The sequence below is a fragment of the Pseudomonas sp. LBUM1661 genome, assembly GCF_059695925.1.
This window is the reverse complement of sequence record NZ_CP166794.1, coordinates 1705315-1721633: the sequence shown is the minus strand read 5'-3', so window position 1 is coordinate 1721633 and position 16319 is coordinate 1705315. Positions and strand designations below refer to the sequence as shown.

The window sequence follows — 16319 nt, the reverse complement described above, 5'->3', positions numbered from 1 at the left end:
GCCGCCCACTGCTGTACTGATCAGCCATAAGCAATTTGCAGACCAACTTTTTTCTGGCGACGTTGGGCCCGGCAAACAAAGGACTTGAGGGGGTGTAGAGGGGAATCTGGGATTGTGTCGAAGACGAAAAACCGGCGGTGTTATGCCGCTTCGCGGCAATAGATCGAGGTATTGCAGCTCAACCCCGCCCCTGTAGCAGTTGCTACAAGGGCTATGCGCTGCCAGGGTCTTTGCCGACCTCGTACTCACGCAGTTTGTTGGCAATGGTCGTGTGCGAAACCCCCAACCGCTTGCCCAGTTGCCGGCTGCTTGGATGTTCGGAATACAAGCGCTCCAGCACCGCTTTCTCGAAGCGCCCGACGATCGCATCCAACCCGCCTTCGAGGGAAAAATCGCCAAGCGGCTGACGCACGCCGTAGTCCGGCAAGCGAATATGTTCAGCCTTGACCGTCCCGCCCTCGCACAGCGAAACCGCCTGGAACAACACGTTCTCCAACTGCCGCACATTGCCCGGCCAATGGTAATGACTGAGCCGTTCCATGGCGGCCGGGGCCAGTTTCGGCAGCGGGCAACCGATCTGTCGACTGGCCTGATCGAGGAAGTGCTCCACCAGCGGCGTCAAACCATCGAGGCATTCGCGCAGCGGCGGGATGTGCAGCGAAAGCACGTTCAAGCGGTGATACAAATCCTGGCGAAATTCACCGCGCGCGCACAGTTCGGACAGGTCAACCTGTGTCGCGCAGATCACGCGCACATCCAGATAAACCTCTTCATCACTGCCCACACGCCGGAAGCAACCGTCCTGCAGGAAGCGCAGCAATTTCACCTGCAAGCGCGGGCTCATTTCCCCGACACCGTCGAGAAACAGCGTACCGCCCGCCGTCAGTTCCAGCAGCCCAAGCTTGCCTTCAGCCCGCGCTCCTTCGAAGGCACCGGGGCCGTAGCCGAACAACTCGGTCTCGGCCATCGATTCCGGCAGTCCGGCGCAATTGAGCGCCATCAACGGTGACTGCCCCCGAGGGCTCGCCAGATGGCAGGCTCGCGCCAGCAACTCTTTACCGGTGCCGGTTTCCCCTTCTATTAATAGCGGCGCATCCAGCGGCGCCATGCGCCGTGCCTCGCGCACCACCGCCGCCATCACTTTCGAGCTTTGGAAGATGCTGTCGAACCCACGCAGCTCCTGCTTGCGCACGTTATAGATGCGCTCGCCCACCCGGTCGGCGCGGTGCAACGTGAGGACAGCGCCGGCCATGGCTTCGCTGTCGTCATGCTCCGATTGCAGCGGCGCGATGTCAGCGAGGAACACGTCGCCCTTTACCTTGACGCGCAAGCCGTTGATCCGCGACTTGTTGGCGCGCACCAGTTCCGGCAAATCGAAATCCTCGGCGTAGCGCGACAACGGAATCCCCGGCACCTCGTCCACCCGCACCCCGAGCAATTGCGCCGCTGCGCGGTTGGCCGCGACGATCGAGCCGCCCATGTCGATCGACAGCACCGGGAATTCCAGGGCGCCGAGCAACGCATTAAGCTCCATGTGCCGACGCTCGCTGGGCATCAGCCCTACACGCTTGACGCCGAAGACCCCGGCAATCGCCTCGAATTTCGGTCGCAACGCCTGGAACTGGATGTTGATCAGGTTGGGGCAATGCAGGTAGATGGCATTGCCATGTTCACCGCCGACCTCGCCGCGAGCGACGTTGATCCCGTACTCCACCAGCAGGTTGAGAATGTCGCGCAGGATGCCGATGCGGTTCTGGCAATGGACTTTGATACGCATATAAACACCTGATAAACGATGATTAACCCGTGGGAGCCAGCCTGCTGGCGATGGCGTCGCATCGGCGATGTTGATGTCGAATGACACATCGCTATCGCCAGCAGGCTGGCTCCCACAGGGTTAGCGCCCGACTTTTCTGATTTGGCGCTTAGATAATCGTCAAGATTATGTGACAGGTGGAGGGCTTTTCAAACCCGTAAATCTCAATACCTGCGCGACAACCGTCAAACCGTAACGAAAACTTTACGAATATCGGCGAATTTTCCTACGCATGACGCGAACCACCTACTGCAACCTCGCAATCCTTGGGGTATTTCTAAGTCCATAGCAGGACATAACAAGAACGAAATCCCTTAGCAGGAGAGCAGCATGAAGCAGACGCAATACGTGGCTCGCGAGCCCGATGCGCAAGGTTTTATCGACTACCCCGCTGAAGAACACGCGGTGTGGAATACGCTGATCACTCGCCAACTGAAAGTGATCGAAGGGCGTGCGTGCCAGGAGTACCTGGACGGTATCGAAAAACTCGGTCTGCCCCACGACCGCATTCCGCAACTCGGTGAGATCAACAAGGTCCTCGGTGAAACCACCGGGTGGCAGGTTGCCCGAGTGCCGGCGCTGATCCCCTTCCAGACCTTTTTCGAATTGCTGGCCAACAAGCAGTTCCCGGTGGCGACGTTTATTCGTACCCGTGAAGAGCTGGATTACCTGCAAGAACCGGACATTTTCCACGAGATCTTTGGCCACTGTCCGCTGCTGACCAACCCCTGGTTCGCTGAATTCACCCACACCTACGGCAAACTTGGCCTACAGGCTTCCAAGGAAGAACGCGTGTACCTGGCGCGCCTGTACTGGATGACCATCGAGTTCGGCCTGGTCGATACCCCGCAAGGCCAGCGCATCTACGGCGGCGGCATTCTGTCCTCACCGAAAGAAACTGTTTATTGCCTGTCGGACGAACCTGAGCATCAGACCTTCGATCCGTTGGAATGCATGCGCACGCCGTACCGCATCGACATTCTGCAGCCGCTGTACTTTGTCCTGCCGAACCTCAAGCGCCTGTTCGACCTGGCGCATGAAGACATCATGGGCATGGTCAAGCAAGGCATGCAGCTGGGTCTGCACGCACCGAAATTTCCGCCAAAACCCAAAGCGGCGTGATCCGCGACTTTTACGATCAAGTGAGTCTGTCAGCAAGCCACGATTTGCTTTAGCGTGGTGACATTGACGGCCGATTTCCATTTATTCGATTTCAGGAACCCATCATGTCCACATTGAACCAAGCCCACTGCGAAGCCTGCCGCGCCGATGCTCCACAAGTCAGCGACGAAGAACTGCCGGTACTGATCAAGCAGATCCCGGACTGGAACATCGAAGTGCGCGACAGCGTCATGCAACTGGAAAAAGTCTTCCTGTTCAAAAACTTCAAGCACGCGTTAGCGTTCACCAACGCTGTTGGCGAAATCTCCGAGGCCGAAGGTCACCACCCGGGCCTGCTGACCGAGTGGGGCAGTGTCACCGTGACCTGGTGGAGCCACTCCATCAAGGGCCTGCACCGCAACGACTTCATCATGGCTGCGCGCACTGACGAAGTCGCCAAAGATGCCGAGGGCCGCAAATAATGCATTTCGACGCCATAGGTCGAGTACCCGGCGACCCGATCCTCGGCCTGATGGAGGCCTATGCGCAGGACCCCAACCCGCGCAAATTCGACCTTGGCGTGGGTGTCTATAAAGATGCCCAGGGCCTGACACCGATTCTGCAGTCCGTGAAGCTCGCCGAGCAGCGGCTGGTGGATCGTCAGTCCACCAAGACCTACATTGGCGGCCACGGCGAACCGGCATTCGGCCAAGCGATTAATGAGCTAGTGCTCGGCGCCGATTCCGCGCTGATCGCCGAACAACGTGCTGGCGCCACCCAGACACCGGGCGGCACCGGTGCGCTGCGCTTGAGTGCTGACTTCATCGCTCAGTGCCTGCCGGGCCGAGGTGTGTGGCTGAGCAATCCGACCTGGCCGATTCACGAAACCATCTTCGCCAAGGCCGGGGTCAAGGTCAGTCATTACCCGTATGTCGACAGCGATAACCGCCTCGATGTAGAAGCGATGATCGCGGTGCTTAAAGAAGCGCCGAAGGGCGACGTGGTGTTGCTGCACGCCTGCTGCCACAACCCGACCGGTTTCGATCTGTCCCATGACGACTGGCGCCGGGTGCTGGATGTGGTGCGCAGCCGTGATCTGGTGCCGCTGATCGACTTCGCTTATCAGGGTTTCGGCGACGGCCTGGAACAAGACGCCTGGTCGACCCGGTTATTCGCCGCCGAGTTGCCGGAAGTGCTGATCACCAGTTCCTGCTCGAAGAACTTCGGCCTGTACCGCGACCGCACTGGCGCGCTGATTGTCTGTGCGAAAACCGCTGACAAGCTGATCGATGTCCGCAGCCAACTGGCCAACATCGCCCGCAACCTGTGGTCGACGCCACCGGATCATGGTGCTGCGGTGGTCGCGACCATTCTCGGCGACCCAGAACTGAAAAGCCTCTGGGCCGACGAAGTGGAAGCCATGCGTTTGCGTATTGCTCAATTGCGTAGCGGTCTGCTGGAAGCACTTGAGCCTCACGGTTTGCGCGAGCGGTTTGCGCACATGGGCGTGCAACGCGGGATGTTTTCCTACACCGGTTTGACGCCGGATCAGGTCAAACAGCTGCGTGATCACCACAGCGTTTACATGGTCGGCACTGGCCGGGCGAACGTGGCCGGGATTGATGCAACGCGCCTGGACCTGCTGGCCGAGGCAATCGCCGAAGTCTGCAAATAACCCTCAAACACCATAACCCTCATGTGGGAGCGGGCTTGCTCGCGAAGGCGGAGTGTCAGTCGACATCAACATTGACTGTCATACCGCCTTCGCGAGCAAGCCCGCTCCCACATTGTTTTTGTGCAATTGATACAGATGTGTCTATACAACCCCATCCGTCGCAACAAATAGATATAAAAGTCTATTTGTCATTTCTACTGATGTATCCTCCCCAAGCTTTTTAAAAGCGCGGATCTACCAGATCTATCAACAGACTTTGCGAGGAGCGCGAAATGCACGAGATCCCTAATCTCCCCTTCCCAAGCCTGCACGAAACTGAGCAGACGACCACGCAACAAGCCGGTGCCCAACAGCCCGAGCCAAAAGAAGCCACTGAACGCCGCCAGGCCGACAGCGAAGACTGAAACACCTGCAATGCCAGACCGTGTGGAAAGCGCTAACATGCGCTTTCCACACCGCCTGAACCCTTGAGCTGCACACCATGACCGATGATTTCAGCGAGACCCAAGCCAGCGTCCTGATCGGCACCGCCGAGAAGATGATCGAGATCTGGAATCGTCTTTCCCCCGAGAAACAAGCCGCCCTGCTCGCCCGTTTCGGCAGCGAAGAAAACGCCTTGGCCGCCCTGGTCACGACGCAACTGGTTGCCCCCGCCAAACCTGAGTCACCGCCGCCCGGCAAATAGTTTTACTTTTTCCACGACCGCTGGCCGCTCGCGCCGCTATCATAAGCAGCCTATCTATCCTGCTTTCCCGTGGACCTTTTACCCATGTCTGAAAACCAGCGCCCCCTGGCGGTCACGCTGCAAGTCGTTTCCATCGTCCTGTTCACCTTCATCGGCTACCTGAATATCGGCATTCCCCTGGCCGTGTTGCCGGGCTATGTCCACAGCGACCTCGGTTTCGGCGCCGTCATCGCCGGGTTGGTCATCAGCGTGCAATACCTGGCCACCCTGCTCAGCCGCCCTTATGCCGGGAAGATCATCGACAACAAGGGCAGCAAACTGGCGGTGATGTACGGCCTCGCCGGCTGCGGTTTGAGCGGTGTGTTCATGCTGATCTCGGCCTGGACCCAAAGCCTGCCGACCTTGAGCCTGATCAGCCTGTTGATCGGCCGCCTGGTGCTCGGCAGCGCGGAAAGCCTGGTGGGTTCGGGTTCGATCGGTTGGGGCATCGGCCGGGTCGGCGCGGCGAATACCGCCAAAGTCATCTCCTGGAATGGTATCGCCAGTTATGGCGCACTGGCCATCGGCGCGCCGCTGGGCGTGCTGCTGGTCAGTCAATTGGGCTTGTGGAGCATGGGCGTAAGCATCGTGCTGTTGGCCGTATTGGGTCTGGCGCTGGCCTGGCCGAAAACCGCCGCGCCGATCGTCGTCGGCGAGCGTTTGCCGTTCATGCATGTGCTGGGGCGCGTGCTGCCGCATGGGTGCGGGCTGGCATTGGGTTCCATCGGTTTCGGCACCATCGCAACCTTCATCACGCTGTATTACGCCACGCAACACTGGGAAAACGCGGTGCTGTGCCTGAGCCTGTTCGGCGCCAGCTTCATCGGCGCGCGATTGCTGTTCGGCAACCTGATCAACCGCCTCGGCGGCTTTCGCGTGGCGATTGCCTGTTTGTCGGTGGAAACATTGGGATTGTTGCTGCTGTGGCTGGCGCCGGACGCCCATTGGGCACTGGCTGGCGCGGCGTTGAGCGGTTTCGGCTTCTCGCTGGTGTTTCCGGCGCTGGGTGTCGAAGCCGTGAATCTGGTGCCGGCCTCCAGCCGTGGTGCGGCGGTCGGGGCTTACTCGCTGTTCATTGATTTGTCGCTGGGGATCACCGGGCCGGTGGCGGGTGCAATTGCGGCGGGATTTGGCTTTGCTTCGATCTTCCTGTTCGCTGCCCTCGCCGCTTTGAGCGGTTTGGCACTGAGCGTTTACCTGTACCGGCAGGCGCCCAAGTATCGCGAAGAAAGAGGTGCCCGCTAAAAATCGACCTTGCCGCGTCCAGCCTTGATGCTGCCGCGCTTGGTCTTGGATTCAAGCCGACGCTTCTTCGAACCGAGGGTCGGCTTGGTCGGGCGGCGCTTCTTTTCCACTTTAGTGGCGCTGAGGATCAACTCGGTCAGCCGCTCCAGCGCATCCGCGCGATTGGCTTCCTGCGTCCGGTATTGCTGGGCCTTGATGATCAACACCCCTTCGCTGGTGATGCGACTGTCGCGCAACGCCAGCAACCGTTCCTTGTAGAACTCGGGTAAGGACGAGGCGGGTATGTCGAAGCGCAAGTGCACGGCGCTGGAGACCTTGTTGACGTTCTGCCCACCGGCACCTTGCGCGCGAATGGCGGTCAACTCGATCTCGGCATCCTGCAGGTGCACGTTGTTGGAAATTACCAGCATAGGTCGTTCACAGTGGCTCAGTCAGGCGGCGGTCATTATCCCAGTGTTTCATTCCATAAGCGTATCTTTTCACCGACGAGCGAAAGTCAGACCGTCCGACGACTTGGTTCTAAGCTAAAGAATCCGGATCAGATTGATCAGACCTTTTTAGTGGAGACACCTATGCCCCTTCGCTTGCTTGCGGCTTTCTGCCTGTTGCTGTCATTCAACGCGGCCCACGCCACTGAACGCTGGGAAACACTGCCGCCCACCCCCGCCCCCATCACCAGCGCAAAAACCGGCCATGCCGACGTCAATGGCATCAAGCTCTACTATTCGATCACCGGGCATGGATCGCCCGTCGTGCTGCTTCACGGCGGCCTGGCCAATTCAGATTATTGGGGTAACCAGGTCAAGGTCCTTTCGGCGAAGCACACCGTCATCACCCTCGATAGCCGAGGTCATGGTCGCAGCTCACGAGATGCGCGACCTTTCGGTTATGACCTGATGGCGGACGATGTCATTGCCGTGCTCGACAAACTGAAGATCGAGCGAGCGGACGTTGTAGGCTGGAGTGACGGCGCCATTCTAGGGCTGGATTTGGCGATGCGTTACCCACAGCGCGCTGGCAAGGTGTTCGCCTTCGCCGCCAATACCCAGACGTCGGGCGTCAAGGAAGGTGTCGAGAAGAATCCGACGTTCGCCGCGTACATCGAACGCGCCGGCAAGGAGTACGCGAAGCTGTCGCCTACCCCCAAAGAGTACGACGCGTTCGTCGAGCAGATCAGCCATATGTGGGCGAGCCAGCCAAATTGGACAGCCGAAGACCTGGCGAAAATCAAAAGCCCGGTCTTGATTGTTGATGGCGATCATGACGAGGCCATTAAACGCGAACACACCGAATACATGGCGTCGGCCATCCCTGGTGCGGGCCTGCTGATCCTGCCCAATGTCAGCCATTTCGCCTTTATCCAGGATCCGGAATTTTTCAATGCGTCGGTGCAGAGCTTTCTGGATCAGAAGTAATGACTGATTGAACAAACAATAAACCCCGGAATTCTGTTTACTTAAGACAAATTTTCGATGGGATTGGGTAGGGAACATATCCGTTTCTGCGGTAACGGCTGATTATGGTTTCGCTCTTACAGAGACTCCCTTTTGCAAACGCCGGAATGCCGGCCCAGCCAAAAGGAAGCAAAAGGCTTTGCCCCTCCATTCGGTGCCTCGCTGTGGCTCGGCAGGCCGTAACGAAGGCATTGCTCCGTGGGCCCGGAGCGAGGCCTGCCGAGCCACAGCGAGGCACCGAACGAAAGGGGCAAGAGCCCTTGGTTACTTGGGGCTTTTCCAAGTGACTCGCCGTAAGGGCGAAACCAATATCAGCCGTCACCAAAAAAACGGATATGCCCCCCAACCAAAACCCCAGGACAGCGCGAACAAAAAACCCGGCACATGGCCGGGCTTTTTGTTTCCGCATCTACGTTATTTCGCTACAGAACCCGCAGCCTGCAACACCTGCTGGTCACGACGCTTGTTCTTGATGCCGTAGCACACCCACATGAACGCGACCCACACCGGAATCGCATACACCGAGATCTGGATGCCCGGAATCAACAGCATCACGCACAAAATGAACGCCACGAACGCCAGGCAAATGTAGTTGCCGTACGGGTACCACAGGGCCTTGAACAGCGGCGTCTGTTTAGTCTTGTTCATGTGCTGGCGGAATTTGAAGTGCGAGAAGCTGATCATCGCCCAGTTGATCACCAGGGTGGCCACGACTAGCGACATCAACAGTTCCAGCGCGTTTTGCGGGATCAGGTAGTTCAGCAACACGGCGATCAACGTCACCGCCGCCGAGGCCAGGATCGAACGCACCGGCACGCCGCGCTTGTCGATCTTCGCCAGGGCTTTCGGCGCATCGCCCTGCTCGGCCATGCCCAGCAGCATGCGGCTGTTGCAGTAGGTGCCGCTGTTGTACACCGACAACGCCGCCGTCAAGACCACGAAGTTGAGGATGTGCGCAGCGGTGTTGCTGCCGAGCATCGAGAACACTTGCACGAACGGACTGCCGCTGTAGGAATCGCCGGAAGCGTTGAGGGTCGCCAACAGGCTGTCCCATGGGGTCAGCGACAGCAGGATGACCAGCGCGCCGATGTAGAAAATCAGGATCCGGTAGATCACCTGGTTGATGGCTTTCGGGATCACGGTTTTCGGCTTGTCGGCTTCCGCTGCGGTGAAACCGAGCATTTCCAGGCCGCCGAAGGAGAACATGATGATCGCCATGGCCATCACCAGACCACTGACACCGTTCGGGAAGAAGCCTCCGTGGGTCCACAGGTTGCTCACCGCCGCTTGCGGGCCGCCATTACCGCTGACCAGTAAATAGCTGCCCAGGGCAATCATGCCGACAATCGCCACCACCTTGATGATCGCAAACCAGAATTCGGCCTCGCCAAAGACTTTGACGTTGGCCAGGTTAATCAGGTTGATCAGGATGAAGAAACCGGCTGCCGAGACCCAGGTCGGGATGTCCGGCGCCCAGTAGTGAATGTACTTGCCGACGGCAGTCAGCTCCGACATGCCCACCAGAATGTACAGAATCCAGCAGTTCCAGCCAGACAGGAAACCGGCGAAACCGCCCCAGTATTTGTGCGCGAAGTGGCTGAAGGAACCGGCCACCGGTTCTTCAACGATCATTTCGCCCAGTTGACGCATGATCATGAAGGCAATGAAACCGCAGATGGCATAGCCGAGGATCATCGACGGACCAGCGGATTTCAGTACCCCGGCCGAGCCGAGGAACAAGCCTGTACCGATTGCGCCACCGAGGGCGATCAGTTGAATATGGCGATTTTTCAGGCCGCGTTTCAGCTCGCCTGAATGCGAGTTTTGTCCACTCATGAAAAGGGTCTCACGCAAGGTTTGATGATGTTCGTTAGACGTGCTGCTCAGGTTGCGATTCAAGCAGCGCCGATCAAACCCCAGCGCAGGCAAAAGGCGTTCAGCGATTTTTTTACAACGGTCATGCGTCACCTGTTTGTTTTTATCTGTGACGAAATCGAACCCGACACGCTCGTGACGCGGCGGAGTGAACAAGGCGGATAGCCTTGAGGTTTGCGCAGATGCGCAGGAGGTCACAGTTAAAACGCGGCGCATTGTACACCTGTAACCCCCTGCTGCCAGACACCGCTGGATCAGCGCGTCGTTTGCCGGGATTGCCTGTGTCCGCCCCGAGCATCTCGGGCGGCTGCAAAAAAACAGTCAGACCTTTGCGGGTCATCGACGGGGACGGCGGAAAAATCGCCCCTCGGGGAGAGATGAAGATCAGTCACGGCGTACATTGCGCCTCCTTCTTGTTATGCACCTGCACGACAGGCATGGAGCGCATCTCACCCTTCCACAGCGGCTGAAACAAGCGCGCCAGAGCCTTGCGTCGGGATCAAACCATGTCTGGGCGGCAGGTTTTCCTTACACCCTTTCCGTAAGCGTCAATCCAAGGGCGTTGCGCCTGGAATTCGTCAGCATTTCTTTACACCCCGTAACGAATATTTTCCGAATCAGATCCTGCCGCAGGATGACTGCAAATTGACGTTAGGAAGCTTCCTAAGGAAAAAGCCGAGTTAGTTTTCTGTTTTTTATTAATAAACTGCCTTTCAAAAAACAGAATAAAAAGTTTAACGAATCCTTATTTGATTATTTTTTTGCATTATCAAACCCTCTGAACTAGGTTTTCAGCGACTTGCCGAATCGCATCAACCGGCAAGTTGTTCTTACTCAAAAGTCATCTAGGAGATCCACCATGCAAGCACTGGACAAAGACTTGGAAACTGAACTGCAACTGGACGATTGGTTTGAAGCACCGACCCATGAAGCCGCCGTTGAAATGATGCAAGCCGACGCGGTTGTTCCGTTCGGCACGGCGATGTGGCCTTTGTAAGACATCCCTGCAGGTACGATCCGGCCGGTCGTGCCTGCCACTTTTCTCGGTTTGTCAGGGAGGACTACATGGATAAGCAACGCGCCATCTCGCATTTCCTTTACTACCTCGAACAACACCCGGCCCTTGTCGGCATCACTCCGGCGAAGGTCCTGCTCGGCCATACCGCTGATTACCAGGCACTGATCGGCGCAATCGTCGAACAGGCCGGTAGCAGCCCACCGTTCACCTTCAGCGCGATGCGCCTGGACCTCGAATCCACCGAATCACTGGCCCAGGCCATTGCCGACAGTGATCTGTATATATTCTTCTACGACTCTTCCACCTTGCCCAACCCGCGCCCCGAAGGCCCGGATTTTGTCCGTGCGCTGCAAGGCGTCATGGCGCAAAACTGGAAGAAGTCGCTGCTGTTCAAGGACTATGGCGATTACTTCTACGACACGTTCAGTGTCACCCCGCAACGCATTGCCGGGTTGAACAGCCACTTGATCCAGCGCATGTCCCACGCGACGACATTAAGTTTCAAAGATGATCACGGCTCATGGTTTGAAACGCCCTTGAGCAGTATCAAGAAGTGGACCGACATCAATGGTGTCGGCAACTTTGATCTGGCACCGGGTGAAATCGCTACACACAGCGAGGCCATTAATGGCCGGGTAAATTTTGTCGGGACGTTTCTCAGTACGATTCCGTTCGCCCGCAAATACGGGGTGCTGGAGTCACCGCTGGAGTTGTGGATCGAGAACTCGACCATCAGCAAAATCGCCACCGATGTACCGGGACTGGAACATGACTTCAACAAGTACCTGGAGGCCAATCCATCGAATCGGCGGATCGAGGAACTGGGCATCGGCACCAACGAAGGCGTGAAGGCGCTGTATGCACGCAATGCCGGGTTCGAGGAGCGACATTGCGGTCTGCACCTGGGGTTGGGAGGTGGCGCCAAGGGCAGCCATCACCTGGACCTGATCTTCTCCAGTGGGGTGTTGGCGCTGGATGACAAGCCGGTGTTTGATGGGCGGTTTGTGTTTTAGCCGCAAAGTAGGCGGTGCCGCTACGGGCCTCATCGCGAGCAGGCTCGCTCCCACAGGTGACCGCGTTCCTCCCTGACATCTCGGTCCACTGTGGGAGCGAGCCTGCTCGCGATGAGGCCCGTAGCGGCACCGCCTTACTTAAAATCAGACGAAAAAAAAACGCCAACCCGAAGGTTGGCGTTTTTTCATGCGGCGCTTACCAATTACTCAGGCTTGCGACGACCGAAGCCCGGACGCTGGCCGGAACCGGCTGGCGCACCGCGGCGTTTGCCCGATGGCGCGTCACGGTCGACCAGGACGATGCCTGGGCGTTTCTTCGGCGCTGGCTTGGCCGGGCGCTTGGAATCAGCGGGACGGTCCGCCACTGGCGTACCGCGACCCGACTCACCGCGACCGGCTGGAGCACCGCGATCGCTGCGGCCACCGCTTGGCGCACCGCGGCCTTCGCCACGTTCAGTGCGACCGTTGGCCGGACGCGGCGTGCGTGGGCCGCGCTCGCCGTCTGCACGGGGTGCAGCGGGTTTGCGGGCTGGACGCTCGCCTTCGATATGCGGTTCGCGGGTATCACGCGGCGTAGCAGCAGTCTGGTTACCGATGGCTGGACGCAACGAACGCACGCGCTCGGTCTTGCCCATCGGGCGCGACGATTTACGCTGCATGCGATCGAGCTTGTCTTTGCTCTTGGCGTTCATCTGCGGCATGGCCACAGGCGTCAGGCCGACTTCAGCACTCAGAATGTCGACTTCGTACTGGCTCATTTCGCGCCAGCGACCCATCGGCAAGTCGGAGTTGAGGAACACCGGACCGAAACGCACGCGCTTCAGGCGGCTGACCACCAGGCCCTGGGATTCCCACAGGCGACGGACTTCGCGGTTACGACCTTCCATCACCACGCAGTGGTACCAGTGGTTGAAACCTTCGCCACCTGGCGCCTGCTTGATGTCGGTGAACTTGGCCGGGCCGTCTTCAAGGACGACGCCTGCTTTCAGACGCTCGATCATCTCGTCATCGACTTCGCCACGCACACGTACCGCGTATTCACGGTCCATTTCGTAGGAAGGGTGCATCAGGCGGTTGGCCAGTTCACCGTCGGTGGTGAACATCAGCAGACCGGTGGTGTTGATGTCCAGGCGACCGATGTTGATCCAGCGACCTTCTTTCGGTTTTGGCATCTTGTCGAATACGGTCGGACGGCCTTCCGGGTCGAGGCGGGTGCAGATTTCACCGTCGGGCTTGTTGTACATGATCACGCGGCGTACCGACTCGGCGGCTTCTTCGCGCTTGATCACGCGGCCATCAATGGTGATGGCGTCGTGCATGTCGACGCGCTGGCCAAGGGTGGCGTCTTTGCCATTGACCTTGATGCGGCCGTGGCTGATCCAGGCTTCCACGTCACGGCGCGAGCCGACGCCGATACGGGCGAGGACTTTCTGCAGTTTTTCGCCTGCTGGGCCGATTTCCTGGTCGTCTTTCTGGTCGTTGATACTCATCTGGGCACCTCCCGGTGTGGTCTGTTCAGGCAGCTCTGAAGTGAGGGGCCTGAAGCGTTGAAAGCTGGGTCTCGGACGAAGGGATCGTCGGAGGGTCGCGAATCATACGCTCATGAGAGCGTTCGCGCATCAGAGACTAGCTGATGAATGGAAACTTACTTGCCTTTCCGCCGACCGGTGGCACCGAGTTTGATCAGCCGCAGTGCCGCTTCGGCCAGCACCGTGCGTTTGTCGGTCTTGTCGAGTTTCTTCCAGGCCTTGATCTCGCGCTTGCTGCGCCCACAGCCGAGGCAGATGTCGTCGGTGAATTTGCAGACGCTGATGCAGGGGTCTTTAGTTGAGCTCATCGCCATCTCCAGGAAAACACCACCCATCACTGTGGGAGCGAGCCTGCTCGCGATGAGGGCGGCACCTTCAACATCACAGTGACTGACAGACCGCTATCGCGAGCAGGCTCGCTCCCACAGGGATCTTCATAAACGCAAAACCGGGTCAGTCATCGAATTCGCGGCGTTCGGCTTCGATCGCTTCGGCCAGTGCGCGGGCTTCGGCTTCTTCGTCGCTCAATTCAGGCTCGGGCTTGTGTTGTTCAAGCGCGGCGACGGCGGCGAGGAGTTTTTCGCGGGCTTCGGCGACGCCGAGCACGTCGTCTTCCTGCTCTTCTTCAAGTGTGGCTTCGGGCTCGACCTGAAGTTCAACTTCGATTTCGGGCTCCGTCTCCGTCACCGCCCCATCACGCAACAGGTCGTCGAAGTCGGTCTTGATCCCCTCCTCCATGGTGTCCAGTTCCAGCAGCAGCGTATGAAAACTGGTTTCTTCCTTGGGTTCTTCCGGCTCGGCGCTGGCATCCGCCAGTTCTTGCAGCCCGGCCGGCACCGGCGCGTCGTCGAAATCGAGCACTGGATCGGGCTCCAGCTCGCGCAGGTCGGCCAGCGGCGGCAAGTCGTCGAGGTTCTTCAGGTTGAAATGATCGAGAAACGCCTTGGTGGTGGCGAACATCGCCGGCTTACCAGGCACGTCGCGATAGCCGACGACGCGAATCCACTCACGCTCCAGCAAGGTCTTGACGATGTTGCTGTTGACCGCCACGCCACGCACATCTTCGATCTCGCCTCGGGTGATTGGCTGGCGATAGGCGATCAGGGCCATGGTTTCGAGCATGGCGCGGGAGTAGCGCTGCGGGCGTTCTTCCCACAAGCGTCCGACCCACGGCGAGAACTTTTCGCGGATCTGCAGGCGATACCCGGAGGCGACTTCCTTCAACTCGAAGGCGCGGCCGTCACAGGATTTGGCGAGAATCGTCAGCGCTTTCTTGAACACCGGCGGCTCCGGGCGCTCGCCTTCTTCGAAGAGTTCGAACAGGCGTTCAAGCGATTGCGGTTTTCCGGAGGCCAACAGAAAGGCTTCAAGCAGTGGTGCCAGCTCGCGGGGTTCAGTCAGGTTCATGATTCAACTCGTTATTCGGCTCGGGCCCGGACATGGATCGCCGCGAACGGCTCATTCTGCACCAGCTCGACCAAGGATTCCTTGACCAGTTCGAGGATCGCCATAAAGGTCACGACCACCCCCAGCCGACCTTCTTCAGCGGTGAACAGCTCGACAAAGGGCACAAAACCGCCGCCCTTGAGCCGTTCCAGCACATCGCTCATGCGCTCGCGCGTGGACAGTGCCTCGCGGCTGACCTGGTGGCTTTCGAACATGTCGCCACGGCGCAACACCTCGGCCATGGACAGCAGCAGCTCCGACAAACGCACGTCCGGCAACAACTTGCGCGCCCGGGCTTCCGGGGCATCCAGTTTCGGCACCACGACATCGCGGCCCACCCGGCTCAGGCCATCGATGCCCTCCGCGGCGGCCTTGAAGCGCTCGTACTCCTGCAAGCGGCGGATCAGTTCGGCGCGCGGATCGTCTTCTTCGGCTTCGATCGTTTCGGCGCGCGGCAGCAACATCCGCGATTTGATCTCGGCCAGCATCGCGGCCATCACCAGGTATTCGGCGGCCAGTTCCAGGCGCACCGACTGCATCAACTCGACATACCCCATGTATTGACGGGTGATTTCCGCCACCGGGATGTCGAGGATGTTGATGTTCTGTTTGCGGATCAGGTACAGCAGCAAGTCGAGCGGGCCTTCGAAAGCTTCGAGGAACACCTCCAGGGCATCCGGCGGGATGTACAGGTCCAGCGGCATTTCCAGGACCGCCTGGCCATAGACCATGGCGAAGGGCAGTTCTTGCTGGGCGCCGGCCTGACTGTCGACGGGTTCTACAGCAGACATCTAGGCCTCGGCCATGAACGGCGTCGGGTCGCCGCAACCGACACGGATCACTTCCGGCTCACCATCAGCGAGGTTGATCACGGTGGACGCCTTGATCCCGCCGAAGCCGCCGTCAATGATCAGGTCGACCTGATGCTCAAGCAACTGACGCATTTCGTAAGGATCGGTCAACGGGTCGGTGTCGCCGGGCATGATCAGCGTCACACTCATCAGCGGCTCGCCGAGTTCTTCCAGCAGCGCCAGGGCAATCGGATGACTCGGCACCCGCAGGCCGATGGTGCGTTTTTTCGGGTGCAACAACAGCCGCGGGACTTCGCGGGTGGCGTTGAGAATAAAGGTATACGGCCCCGGCAAGTGGGCCTTGAGCAAGCGGAAAAGGCCGGTGTCGATCTTGGCGAACAGCCCCAGTTGCGACAGGTCGCTGCAAATCAGCGCGAAGTTGTGTTTGTCATCCAGTCCACGTAACCGGCGCACGCGCTCCACGGCATTCTTGTCACCGATCTGGCAACCAATGGCGTAGGACGAGTCTGTGGGATAAATCACCACCCCGCCTTTGCGGATGATCTCGACAGCCTGTTTGATCAGGCGCGCTTGCGGGTTTTCCGGATGAATCTGGAAAAATTGACTCACAT

At 58.8% G+C, this 16319-nt stretch carries 17 protein-coding genes; 9 read left to right on the top strand and 8 right to left on the bottom strand.

All coding sequences use genetic code 11. From position 1 onward, the window contains the following. Positions 1-211 precede the first annotated feature (211 nt). The gene (locus ACA057_RS07810; RefSeq protein ID WP_059407585.1) at positions 212-1777 is read right to left on the bottom strand and encodes a sigma-54-dependent transcriptional regulator; all 1566 of its coding nucleotides are present in this window, start codon (positions 1775-1777) and stop codon (positions 212-214) included. A gap of 369 nt (positions 1778-2146) precedes the next feature. Here ACA057_RS07810 and phhA point away from each other — a divergent pair, with 369 nt between their 5' ends. The 6 genes from phhA (at position 2147) to ACA057_RS07780 (ending at position 6561) form a co-directional block, all read left to right on the top strand. Beyond that, positions 2147-2938 carry a phenylalanine 4-monooxygenase gene (phhA, locus tag ACA057_RS07805; protein WP_497347244.1) on the top strand — a complete coding sequence of 264 codons (792 nt, stop codon included), beginning with the start codon at positions 2147-2149 and terminating at the stop codon, positions 2936-2938. Positions 2939-3042: 104 nt separating this feature from the next. Then, the gene (locus tag ACA057_RS07800; protein ID WP_059407587.1) at positions 3043-3399 is read left to right on the top strand and encodes a 4a-hydroxytetrahydrobiopterin dehydratase; all 357 of its coding nucleotides are present in this window, start codon (positions 3043-3045) and stop codon (positions 3397-3399) included. Then, a complete protein-coding gene (locus tag ACA057_RS07795; RefSeq protein WP_497347242.1) occupies positions 3399-4592 on the top strand; it encodes an amino acid aminotransferase in 1194 nt (397 codons plus the stop codon). The genes ACA057_RS07800 and ACA057_RS07795 overlap by 1 nt, the downstream gene beginning before the upstream one ends. 272 nt (positions 4593-4864) lie before the next feature. Next, positions 4865-4996 carry a hypothetical protein gene (locus ACA057_RS07790; protein WP_010461912.1) on the top strand — a complete coding sequence of 44 codons (132 nt, stop codon included), beginning with the start codon at positions 4865-4867 and terminating at the stop codon, positions 4994-4996. Between the two features lie 77 nt (positions 4997-5073). Continuing rightward, entirely contained in the window at positions 5074-5277 is a 204-nt protein-coding gene (locus ACA057_RS07785; RefSeq protein ID WP_497347240.1) for a hypothetical protein, read from the top strand. An 84-nt stretch (positions 5278-5361) separates the two neighbouring features. Then, positions 5362-6561: an MFS transporter gene (locus ACA057_RS07780; RefSeq protein WP_497347238.1), complete on the top strand. Its 1200-nt coding sequence runs from the start codon at positions 5362-5364 to the stop codon at positions 6559-6561. Here ACA057_RS07780 and arfB read toward each other — a convergent pair. Beyond that, a complete protein-coding gene (gene arfB / locus ACA057_RS07775) occupies positions 6558-6971 on the bottom strand; it encodes an alternative ribosome rescue aminoacyl-tRNA hydrolase ArfB (protein WP_497347236.1) in 414 nt (137 codons plus the stop codon). The two genes, ACA057_RS07780 and arfB, sit on opposite strands and share 4 nt — an antisense overlap. 162 nt (positions 6972-7133) lie before the next feature. On the opposite strand from arfB, the gene ACA057_RS07770 reads away from it, so the two are divergent. Beyond that, a complete protein-coding gene (locus tag ACA057_RS07770; RefSeq protein WP_497347234.1) occupies positions 7134-7976 on the top strand; it encodes an alpha/beta fold hydrolase in 843 nt (280 codons plus the stop codon). A gap of 453 nt (positions 7977-8429) precedes the next feature. Here ACA057_RS07770 and ACA057_RS07765 read toward each other — a convergent pair whose 3' ends face one another. After that, the gene (locus ACA057_RS07765) at positions 8430-9851 is read right to left on the bottom strand and encodes an amino acid permease (RefSeq protein ID WP_497347232.1); all 1422 of its coding nucleotides are present in this window, start codon (positions 9849-9851) and stop codon (positions 8430-8432) included. Between the two features lie 898 nt (positions 9852-10749). Here ACA057_RS07765 and ACA057_RS07760 point away from each other — a divergent pair. Together ACA057_RS07760 and ACA057_RS07755 are read left to right on the top strand one after the other, a co-directional pair. Next, positions 10750-10887: a hypothetical protein gene (locus ACA057_RS07760; protein ID WP_170219177.1), complete on the top strand. Its 138-nt coding sequence runs from the start codon at positions 10750-10752 to the stop codon at positions 10885-10887. Positions 10888-10955: 68 nt separating this feature from the next. Further along, the gene (locus tag ACA057_RS07755) at positions 10956-11921 is read left to right on the top strand and encodes a M29 family metallopeptidase (RefSeq protein WP_497347230.1); all 966 of its coding nucleotides are present in this window, start codon (positions 10956-10958) and stop codon (positions 11919-11921) included. A gap of 203 nt (positions 11922-12124) precedes the next feature. Here the strand turns inward: ACA057_RS07755 and rluB are convergent, their stop codons facing one another. The 5 genes from rluB to ACA057_RS07730 form a co-directional block, all read right to left on the bottom strand. Continuing rightward, positions 12125-13411 (bottom strand): 23S rRNA pseudouridine(2605) synthase RluB, encoded by a 1287-nt coding sequence (gene rluB / locus ACA057_RS07750; protein ID WP_497347228.1) that lies wholly within the window; start codon positions 13409-13411, stop codon positions 12125-12127. A gap of 155 nt (positions 13412-13566) precedes the next feature. After that, entirely contained in the window at positions 13567-13758 is a 192-nt protein-coding gene (locus tag ACA057_RS07745; protein ID WP_497347226.1) for a DUF1289 domain-containing protein, read from the bottom strand. Between the two features lie 145 nt (positions 13759-13903). Next, on the bottom strand, positions 13904-14857 hold the full coding sequence (gene scpB, locus ACA057_RS07740; protein WP_497347224.1) for an SMC-Scp complex subunit ScpB: 954 nt from the start codon (positions 14855-14857) through the stop codon (positions 13904-13906). An 11-nt stretch (positions 14858-14868) separates the two neighbouring features. Continuing rightward, positions 14869-15687: a segregation and condensation protein A gene (locus ACA057_RS07735; protein ID WP_497347222.1), complete on the bottom strand. Its 819-nt coding sequence runs from the start codon at positions 15685-15687 to the stop codon at positions 14869-14871. Beyond that, on the bottom strand, positions 15688-16317 hold the full coding sequence (locus tag ACA057_RS07730) for an L-threonylcarbamoyladenylate synthase (RefSeq protein ID WP_152974939.1): 630 nt from the start codon (positions 16315-16317) through the stop codon (positions 15688-15690). Between the last annotated feature and the right edge of the window lie 2 nt (positions 16318-16319).

Excerpts from the sequence above, each read along its gene's own strand:
- ACA057_RS07795 (WP_497347242.1), top strand. The coding sequence starts at position 3,399 with ATGCATTTCGACGCCATAGGTCGAGTACCCGGCGACCCGATCCTCGGC.
- ACA057_RS07790 (WP_010461912.1), top strand. The coding sequence starts at position 4,865 with ATGCACGAGATCCCTAATCTCCCCTTCCCAAGCCTGCACGAAACTGAG.
- arfB (WP_497347236.1), bottom strand. The coding sequence starts at position 6,971 with ATGCTGGTAATTTCCAACAACGTGCACCTGCAGGATGCCGAGATCGAG.
- ACA057_RS07755 (WP_497347230.1), top strand. The coding sequence starts at position 10,956 with ATGGATAAGCAACGCGCCATCTCGCATTTCCTTTACTACCTCGAACAA.
- phhA (WP_497347244.1), top strand. The coding sequence starts at position 2,147 with ATGAAGCAGACGCAATACGTGGCTCGCGAGCCCGATGCGCAAGGTTTT.
- ACA057_RS07810 (WP_059407585.1), bottom strand. The coding sequence starts at position 1,777 with ATGCGTATCAAAGTCCATTGCCAGAACCGCATCGGCATCCTGCGCGAC.
- ACA057_RS07735 (WP_497347222.1), bottom strand. The coding sequence starts at position 15,687 with ATGTCTGCTGTAGAACCCGTCGACAGTCAGGCCGGCGCCCAGCAAGAA.
- ACA057_RS07745 (WP_497347226.1), bottom strand. The coding sequence starts at position 13,758 with ATGAGCTCAACTAAAGACCCCTGCATCAGCGTCTGCAAATTCACCGAC.
- ACA057_RS07765 (WP_497347232.1), bottom strand. The coding sequence starts at position 9,851 with ATGAGTGGACAAAACTCGCATTCAGGCGAGCTGAAACGCGGCCTGAAA.
- ACA057_RS07800 (WP_059407587.1), top strand. The coding sequence starts at position 3,043 with ATGTCCACATTGAACCAAGCCCACTGCGAAGCCTGCCGCGCCGATGCT.
- ACA057_RS07780 (WP_497347238.1), top strand. The coding sequence starts at position 5,362 with ATGTCTGAAAACCAGCGCCCCCTGGCGGTCACGCTGCAAGTCGTTTCC.
- scpB (WP_497347224.1), bottom strand. The coding sequence starts at position 14,857 with ATGAACCTGACTGAACCCCGCGAGCTGGCACCACTGCTTGAAGCCTTT.
- ACA057_RS07770 (WP_497347234.1), top strand. The coding sequence starts at position 7,134 with ATGCCCCTTCGCTTGCTTGCGGCTTTCTGCCTGTTGCTGTCATTCAAC.
- ACA057_RS07785 (WP_497347240.1), top strand. The coding sequence starts at position 5,074 with ATGACCGATGATTTCAGCGAGACCCAAGCCAGCGTCCTGATCGGCACC.
- ACA057_RS07760 (WP_170219177.1), top strand. The coding sequence starts at position 10,750 with ATGCAAGCACTGGACAAAGACTTGGAAACTGAACTGCAACTGGACGAT.
- rluB (WP_497347228.1), bottom strand. The coding sequence starts at position 13,411 with ATGAGTATCAACGACCAGAAAGACGACCAGGAAATCGGCCCAGCAGGC.